The sequence below is a fragment of the Streptomyces sp. NPDC041135 genome (assembly GCF_055592085.1).
Genome location: NZ_JBVIYZ010000067.1, coordinates 1 through 7,428, shown reverse-complemented (window position 1 = coordinate 7,428; position 7,428 = coordinate 1). Strand labels below are relative to the sequence as shown.

The 7,428-nt window shown below is 68.3% G+C and carries 7 protein-coding genes and 2 pseudogenes; 1 reads left to right on the top strand and 8 read right to left on the bottom strand.

The annotated features are described in order from the left end of the window. Positions 1–93: 93 nt before the first annotated feature. From fdx to ACZ6CZ_RS37320, 6 genes and pseudogenes are all read right to left on the bottom strand, one after another. Positions 94–426 carry an ISC system 2Fe-2S type ferredoxin gene (gene fdx, locus ACZ6CZ_RS37345; protein ID WP_469030437.1) on the bottom strand — a complete coding sequence of 111 codons (333 nt, stop codon included), beginning with the start codon at positions 424–426 and terminating at the stop codon, positions 94–96. A 108-nt stretch (positions 427–534) separates the two neighbouring features. Then, a pseudogene (locus tag ACZ6CZ_RS37340) lies at positions 535–870 on the bottom strand (transposase); the annotation flags it as partial. 900 nt (positions 871–1,770) lie between these two features. After that, positions 1,771–2,043 (bottom strand): hypothetical protein, encoded by a 273-nt coding sequence (locus ACZ6CZ_RS37335; protein ID WP_469030435.1) that lies wholly within the window; start codon positions 2,041–2,043, stop codon positions 1,771–1,773. Positions 2,044–2,948: 905 nt separating this feature from the next. Continuing rightward, the gene (locus tag ACZ6CZ_RS37330) at positions 2,949–3,632 is read right to left on the bottom strand and encodes a LolA-like protein (protein ID WP_469030440.1); all 684 of its coding nucleotides are present in this window, start codon (positions 3,630–3,632) and stop codon (positions 2,949–2,951) included. 557 nt (positions 3,633–4,189) lie between these two features. After that, positions 4,190–4,651, bottom strand: coding sequence for a hypothetical protein (locus ACZ6CZ_RS37325; protein ID WP_469030433.1), 462 nt, complete (start codon positions 4,649–4,651; stop codon positions 4,190–4,192). A gap of 57 nt (positions 4,652–4,708) precedes the next feature. Continuing rightward, the gene (locus ACZ6CZ_RS37320) at positions 4,709–5,452 is read right to left on the bottom strand and encodes a hypothetical protein (protein WP_469030430.1); all 744 of its coding nucleotides are present in this window, start codon (positions 5,450–5,452) and stop codon (positions 4,709–4,711) included. 1,037 nt (positions 5,453–6,489) lie between these two features. Here ACZ6CZ_RS37320 and ACZ6CZ_RS37315 point away from each other — a divergent pair. Then, positions 6,490–6,627 (top strand): hypothetical protein, encoded by a 138-nt coding sequence (locus ACZ6CZ_RS37315; RefSeq protein WP_469030428.1) that lies wholly within the window; start codon positions 6,490–6,492, stop codon positions 6,625–6,627. A 207-nt stretch (positions 6,628–6,834) separates the two neighbouring features. Here the strand turns inward: ACZ6CZ_RS37315 and ACZ6CZ_RS37310 are convergent, their stop codons facing one another. After that, on the bottom strand, positions 6,835–7,131 hold the full coding sequence (locus ACZ6CZ_RS37310) for a winged helix domain-containing protein (protein ID WP_469030426.1): 297 nt from the start codon (positions 7,129–7,131) through the stop codon (positions 6,835–6,837). 12 nt (positions 7,132–7,143) lie between these two features. Then, a pseudogene (locus ACZ6CZ_RS37305) lies at positions 7,144–7,428 on the bottom strand (cupin domain-containing protein); the annotation flags it as partial.

Sequence of the window (7,428 nt, the reverse complement as noted above, 5' to 3'; positions counted from 1 at the left end):
AGGACGACGCACACTCACGCCCGGCCTAACGACCGCCAGCACCTGGCGTCACAAAATCATCCCTAACTACCAACTACTTAGATCAGATGCTCTCTAAGACGCGGCGTGGTTGAGGCTGTATCTGGGGATCTCGACGGTCAGGGCTTCGGTTCCCACGCGGGCCTGACACGACAGCCTGGATGTGGCCTCCAGGCCCCAGGCCCTGTCGAGGTAGTCCTCTTCCAGCTCATCCGCCTCGGGCACAGAGTCGAAGCCGTCACGCAGGATGACATGGCATGTGGTGCAGGCAGACACACCGCCGCATGCAGCCTCGATTTCAATGTGATGGTCGTGCGCGACCTCAAGGATCGACTTGCCGGGCTCGGCCTCAACAACGCTGCCGTCCGGGCAGTGCTTCTCATGCGGAAGGAAGATGATCTGTGGCATGACCAGGACCTTAGCGGCGGTTGCCCCACAAGGATGGCGGGACGCGTGATCTGACCGAGTACCGCCCAATCGAGCGATAGCACCACACCTGTGCACTCAGACTGTGTCCTACGTGGTGAGGCGGAGAAGTCGTTTGTAGCAGCAGAGGGCGGCGGCGAGGCCGAGAAAGGCCAGGTAGTTGCGGGGGTCGCGCTCGTATCGGGGGCTGAGTCGGCGGTACCCGGACAGCCACGACATGGTGCGCTCGATGACCCACCGGCGGCGGCCCAATCGTTCGCTGGACTCGATGCCTTTGCGCGCGATCCGTACTCCGATGCGTTTGCCACGTAACCATTTCCGCAGGTCGGCCCGGTCGTAGGCTTTGTCCGCGTGGAGGCGCTGGGGCTTGAAGTGACGGGGAAGTCGACCGCCCACCGCCGGTTCCTGATCTGGTCGAGAGCCGGCCTCTGGGGGCGGTTGCACGAGGCCGTGCTGCACCAGCTCGACGACGCCGGCCTCACCGACGTCACCCGCGTCGTCCTGGACACCGACCACGTCAGGGCTACAAAGGGGGCGAACACACAGGTCCGAGCCCCGTGGACAGGGGCAAGCCGGATTCCAAGATGCACATCCTGTCGGACGCGAACGGCCTGCCCCTCCTCGTCGGCGTCTCCGCCGGCAACACCCACGACAGCGAAGGGCTGAAGCGCCCCTCCGCCGTGCCCCTCGGGACGGCCCCCGGCACACGGACGAAACCGTCCGCGACGAACGACTCGATCTCGGCGTCGATCAGCATCGGCAATCCCCACAAGGCTCGGTCCGGCGGTCACCCCGGGCAGCCTCACCGAGCGGCGCGACCGACGGCAACTCCATTACCGCGACGGCCTCCGCTGCCTGCCCTCCGCCGCGACGACCGATCCGGCGGCTCACCGAGGTACAAAGGTTCGTAAAGGCTGGATCACGCCCTGCTGCCGCCGTCCCGGCAGGGCCAAGATCATCCCTCATGGATGACCATGCATCCCCGCCTGCCCTCGATGTCAGACGCCCCTACCGCAGTCCGACCCCCGGTTCAGCGCCTGGTGCCCGGCCTGTGACTGGAACCTCGACCCGCGGGGCGGCGACCCCGCCCGCGCGAACCGTTCCGTCGGACCGGCCGGACAGGGGCGCATACCGGGGCGGGCAGGGGCAGGCCGGCCCGGTACGGCGTGCAGCGCCAGTAGCCCGAGGGCAGATCTGCGCGGGCGCTCTGGCCCATGACGGGGCTTCACCACCACATCGAGGTCCCGCAGGCCGGCCTTCGATTGGTTACGGGCGCGCGTCCTTGAGCTGCGTCTGCGTGAGCCGGACCGGTTGCCCGCCCGGGGTTTACAGGCGCTTGATGAAGATCTGGAACCCGAGTTCCCTGATCCTGACTTCAGCCTCATTGGTGTTGTGCGGTTCGGCGCCAAGGGCGGCGCGCACCAACGGGATCACTGGGATGAGACGGCCACCGATGTCGGCGACGACCCAAACGTCATTGGGGGCGTAGGCGTTGTAGTCGGGTTCCGTGCGGGATGCCTCCATGACGGCGGCGCGCGTCAGGATGGCGGTCCCGCCCGTCTTCGTCCTGACGGTCGTGGTGCTGGCTGCCGCATTCATGGCTCGGGCCTTCCGGGTTGACGCTGTAAGCGAGCGGCCCGCGCTTGCGATCCGCGAACCGACGCCGGTCAGGCGCACTCGCAGAGCGCCGGGCCCGGCACGCAGGGAACATTATGACCGGGCCGCTGAAGGCAGGGTCCGCCGGAACTCCCGCCTGCAGACACCGAATGATCCCGGACAGCAGCGACGCGCGTCCTGCCGGGGTCCACGATGCGGCGGCCGACCTGACGAATCCCGGTCTGCGGAGCGGCGTGAGACCTGGCTCCCATCCGCCCAAGCCGGTGAGGCACCCATGCCCGTGCTTCGAACGCAAGTCACCCGTACCAGCTGCTCGCCTGCGCGGGAAAGGTGCGTGCGCCATGCTCGCGGGCCCGCCGTTCGCGCCCAGCCAGCGGGTGGGAGCGTGCTCATGCTGGCAACGGGAGAACGCAAGGCCCGCGCGAGTAGCCGTTTTGGTGCCAGCCGCTCGCCGGGTGGGCGAGGCGCGCTTTCTGGCCAGTATTCGCAGGTGGCGGTACAGGCGGCCGCGAGGTGCGGCGGTCTCGGGTCCTCCGCCGAGTGCCGCGACGCACGTCCCTGCCGCCCGTACGGTGCGTGCCCATGACGTACATCCCGCTCACCGCTGGGCTGTGCTCGCCTCCAGGGCCCGGAGCTGAAGCCGGCCGCACCGGACGCCCGGCCGAGCGCGGAGGCCGCGGAGCTCGTGCACTGGCTGCTGAACATGCCGGCCGAGGTGCGGCTCACGCACGTCGCCGCCCCAGACGACGGGACACTCCGCCGGGCCAGTCGGCTGCTGTGGCTGAACCCGTGGAGTGGACGGGTCCTGACGGGTGCCCGTCGCCAGGGGTGTGACCGACACATGCGGGGATTCCTCATGTCTCAGGCGTCGGCGCCGGCCGCCACGGCTACTGCGCGGCGAGCTCCTTGAGGTCGACGGTGTCGCCGACAGCCGGCTGCTCAGGCCTGACGGGCTTGTTGTAGTCGCTGAACGTCGTGGACTCGGGCTGGGAGCCGCCGGTGGTGGTCGCCTTGAGGATGTAGGGCTTGCCCTCGGAGGCGACGTACAGCGTCCACGTCTTCCCGTCCGACGTCTTGGTCAGCTTCACCGCAGGGGTACCGTCCACTGAGGTGCTGCCCTTCTTGGACATGCCCTGGCGCTCGGACTTGTCCTCATCCAGCGCGGCCAGCAGACCCTGCTTGTCGCACAGCCCGCTCAACTGCTCGTCCCCGGCAGGCACCTTCACCCACTTGCCGGCCACCTTGGGCACGATCTTGTCCGCGCCGGCCTGCTGCTTCAGGCTCGTCTGCCAGTACTTCTCGTCACCCTTGAGATACAGCGTCGCGCTCGTGTGCCGCACCTGCGCGGTGGCACCCTGCTGCTCCAGCGTGCCCTCGCAGTTCTTGTCACGGTCGACCGCGACATCGACCGCCAACAAATCACCGCCCTCCTGCCGTACACGGCCCTTGACGTGCATGGAGTCGGCCTGTCGGGTCGCCTTCACGGCCTGGTCGGCCACCTCGTCGGCAGACTTTCCCGCGAACGCCTCCTCGTCGCTCCCGCCGCATGCGGCCAGGCTCAACGCACACACGCCCGTCGCCGCCACCGCCGCAAGCCGTCCCAGAACTCGCATCACACACTCACTCCCCCGAGAGCTGCGTCTGCGCCCTCAGCCAGCGCCCGACCCTCATGATCACGGCGTGAAACCCCCGCTTTCCCCACCGACCACCTACAACACGCGGTACACCCCATTCCGGGTATGCCGCACCTACACATCCAGCCAACTCACACTCACCCGGACATCTCCAGGCCGAAAGGCGCGGCCGAACGACCTCCGCATCGCGACCGGGCCAGACGACGACGGCGATCAGCGCCCTGCTCACGAGATCAGCGACGACCCGCTGGGCGATCCCGCCCTTCAACTTTTGCTCGCTTTCGCGGCCGATCCCCTGGTTCCTCGTTTCTCATCAGCACTTTGGTCGGGCTGAAGATTCAGGTGAGTAGCTCAAGCCTGTGGTCAATGCCGGTACCACGGCACCAGGCGCGGCAGGAGGTGGCCGCCCGCCCTGCAGGGTGAGTGGGCCACGGGGCCACGGCCTACCCGTGCGCCCCGGGGGACCGGCCTCAGTGCTGGAGCCCCTAAGTCGGCTACCCCGTGACACCGACAGCGCAGCCAACGCTATGTGCCCAGGCGTCGTCGAGGGAGCCAGGTAGGACGGCTCTTGTGAGCGGGCTGGCAGCCGACAGGACTGTTAGCGCGGCCAGTATGGCCGTCCAGCGGTACCGCACCCCGCCGATGATGTCGCCGTAGAAGAGGAGCAGCAGTGCCATGCCGAACTCGGCGTCCCAGCCGATCGCGGTGAGCCCGGCATCAGGGACAAGCGCGAACAGCCAGAGCCCCGCCAGTTGCCGGGCGAACGTGGGCGGCTGCCGTCTTGCACCACGCGGTGGCCGGAAGAACCGTGTGATGTGCTGGACGATCGCATACTTCTGCATGACTGGCGTCCCGATCCCCCGCTCGGGCTGGCAGTGAGTGCCGCGGTCACACGGCTTCCGGAACGCCGACCACATCGGCCCGCCGGGGAACACGACTCCGGATGCAGCGGTCAAGACTCTCCGTAACGGGAGAAGGGCCGCCGTTCGGCAGCCCATTATGAAAGATCGGGGTTAGTCCTCGCACACCAAAGTTTCACCCAGAGGATACCGGGTGCCGCCGACCTCCACCCACCCGCTGGCATAGGCGCAGTTGGTATTGGCCCCAGAGACGTAGATTCCACCGGCGTAGGTCGAATAGACGTCCGTGTCGTTCCACGAGGTTGTCCACCCGTAGCGGCGAAGGCGGATCTCCATGTTGTGGTCGCCGGACCGGTTGTCATAGGTCTTGGCACAGTACGTGCCGCTCCCAGCGGGATCTTTCCAGATCTTGATCTCTGCCACACCATCCGGCAAGGGAAGTGTCCTCACCCAGTGCCCCTTGCAATCGCCCAGGAACGGGCCCGCGTAGCCAGGCGGGGCCGCATCTGCGGCCGCCGACGCGGTGCCCACCCCAACGAGCGGGACACTTGCAGCCATCCCGCAAACGGCGACGGCGGTTAAGACGCGCCTTCTCGTCCCGTTGACCTTCCTCATGGACGTCCCCTTATAAATCGTCAAACGGCGGTGGCGGACTTTCGTACGGGCTCCCATTCCTGTGCGCGGTGGATCCAACGTAGCAGCAAGGCAAATTGTTACGAGGCCTTGCTTTTGAAGGTGGCCGGTAACGACTTCTTCTGTCTTCAGTTCACATGGGTAAAGCACCAGCAGGGAGTGCCCAACGGCGTCTTCCAGCCACGTCATATGGCACTCGGCGGGTGGCTTGTTGGAATCGCCCCGTTCGACACCGACCAGGGTGCGCCGCTTCATCAGCTCCATCTTGTGAAGGCAGCGCTTCGGAGAGACCCGCCGTCGACGAGGCGCTCTACCCTCATCAGCGCCTCATTCCCGCCCCCAGCGGGTGAATCGGCTCTGAGACGCCCCCCGGCTGCGCGGCCTGGACGCGCTTGGTACGCAGGATGTGCGCTTGAGGTAGGAGTGCGGAGGTTCTCGCGGCTCGGGCCGGCATGACCGGTCGGACTCTGCTCCACGCGGGTGGGGGGCATCGGCGGGGGGTCCGCTATGGCCCGGTGGAGGCGTGCGAGGTGCCGCCACCGGCCGCTGGCATCCCGGGACCTGTCCCTTGGGTTGCGGCTGCGACGCAGGCTTGCAGGTGCGAGTAGCCCCACCACCTGAGGCCAACGCCCACGCAAGCGGAGTACGCCGAGCGGCCGAGCTGGCCCGCGCCGAGCTGGCCTCCGGATGGTCGTGCCGTGCTCGGCGGCCAGCTGGGCCCCACCGGTTCCAACGCCTGCGCACTCGCTGCGAGATACGAGCCGACCTCCACCTTAGGACTGCTCCAACTCGCCGTTGGGAAGCGACAAACGCGTCCCGGAGGCTGCTCTCACCCCGTTGTACACGCGTTCCCTTGGCAGCGCGCCGAGCCCGGAAGGCGGAGGCGAAGGCGAAAGCCCGCGCGGGTGGCCGCGTAGTGGCGGGGATCGCGGTCGTCTTGGACCACACGACCGCCGCGGCGCTGTACGACCCGAAGGACCCGTTCAACGAGGCCGTCGCCGCGTTCTACGTCCAGGCCTCCGGCGGGCTCGGGGATCTGTACGCGCCGGTGCTGTCGCTGACGGCCGGCGACGCCGAGCGGCCCGGGCACCCAAAGCCTACGCCGGCACCGCAGTACCCGGCTATCGACGTCCCGGCCTGCGAAAACAGCACTGACGTGGGCAAAGAACTGGCCTCCGTCCCATTGGCCGATAGTGGACGTTCGGTAGTTCGGCTCATGCTGAATGCTTTCCGCCCGCGTGCGAGCTGGCGAGAAACCCGTGCCTTGAGATGGGTCTCGGAACCTGCTGTTCGCCGCCACGGTGACCGCGGCCTACCTGTCGGCGTGCGGGATGCCGGTGAGCGCCGGCCTGGACACCGTTCTCCCGCTGGCCCGAGCCGCCCGCGACGGGCTCCCGGTACGGGAGGTCGCCGCTCAGATCAAGACCTGGACGAGCTGACCCGAAGCGGTCGGCCGAAGCTCTACGAGTGTTCGGTGAGCAGCCTTGGTGGAGACGTTCAGCAACGGGTGGGCGGCCAGGACCGAGGCCAGGAGGGTCTGCGCCTGGCCTGTGGCGTAGTTGGGGGCCGTGTCGACCCACTGCGCGCACGGACGGCCGCCTCCGGGATCGCCCGGCACCGGTAGGTGCCCAGGGCGAGATCCGCTGTCACAGCAGGCTCCCCACCACGGCGGCCTGCCCGGCAACGAGCTCCTGAACCAGGGCGGCGACGTCCTCCGAGGCGAGGCCGGCCGTGTCGGCGAGCGTGGGCAGATCCACGGTCCGGCCGGCGGCCAGCGGGCGCAGCACCGCTTCCGCCTCGGGCGCGAACTCGTACACGGCGCCGGCGGCGGACAGCCTCACCGTGTCCTCGCCGACGTCCAGCACCGCACGGGCGGTCGTCCGCCTCACCCGCAGACCGCCGTCGACGGGGACGGCGTCGATGTACGGCAGGCTAGGCACCATCCGGCCCACGGCCTACCCATCCGTCGCCGCCCGGAAGCGGGCGACCAGCCCGGGATCGTCCACCAGTTCAGCGAGCCGCTTGCGCATCTGGTCCACGGCGTCGGCCTGGACGTCCGGCGCGGCGAGCAGCGGCAGGTCGCGCCTCCAGCCCTCGTGCGTGAGCAACTGCTCGGACACGCACGCCATCAGGTCGGTCGCCGTGTGGGTCTGCAGGCCGCAGGTGACGTGCAGGGAGCGGGTGCCCTGGTCGGCGGAGACAGCGTGCCACACGCCGCGCGGCACGCGACCACATCGGTG

What these genes read in the sequence shown, in the direction of transcription:
- ACZ6CZ_RS37335 (WP_469030435.1), bottom strand. Translation starts at nt 2,043, where the DNA reads ATGAATGCGGCAGCCAGCACCACGACCGTCAGGACGAAGACGGGCGGG.
- ACZ6CZ_RS37310 (WP_469030426.1), bottom strand. Translation starts at nt 7,131, where the DNA reads ATGGTGCCTAGCCTGCCGTACATCGACGCCGTCCCCGTCGACGGCGGT.
- ACZ6CZ_RS37320 (WP_469030430.1), bottom strand. Translation starts at nt 5,452, where the DNA reads ATGGAGCTGATGAAGCGGCGCACCCTGGTCGGTGTCGAACGGGGCGAT.
- fdx (WP_469030437.1), bottom strand. Translation starts at nt 426, where the DNA reads ATGCCACAGATCATCTTCCTTCCGCATGAGAAGCACTGCCCGGACGGC.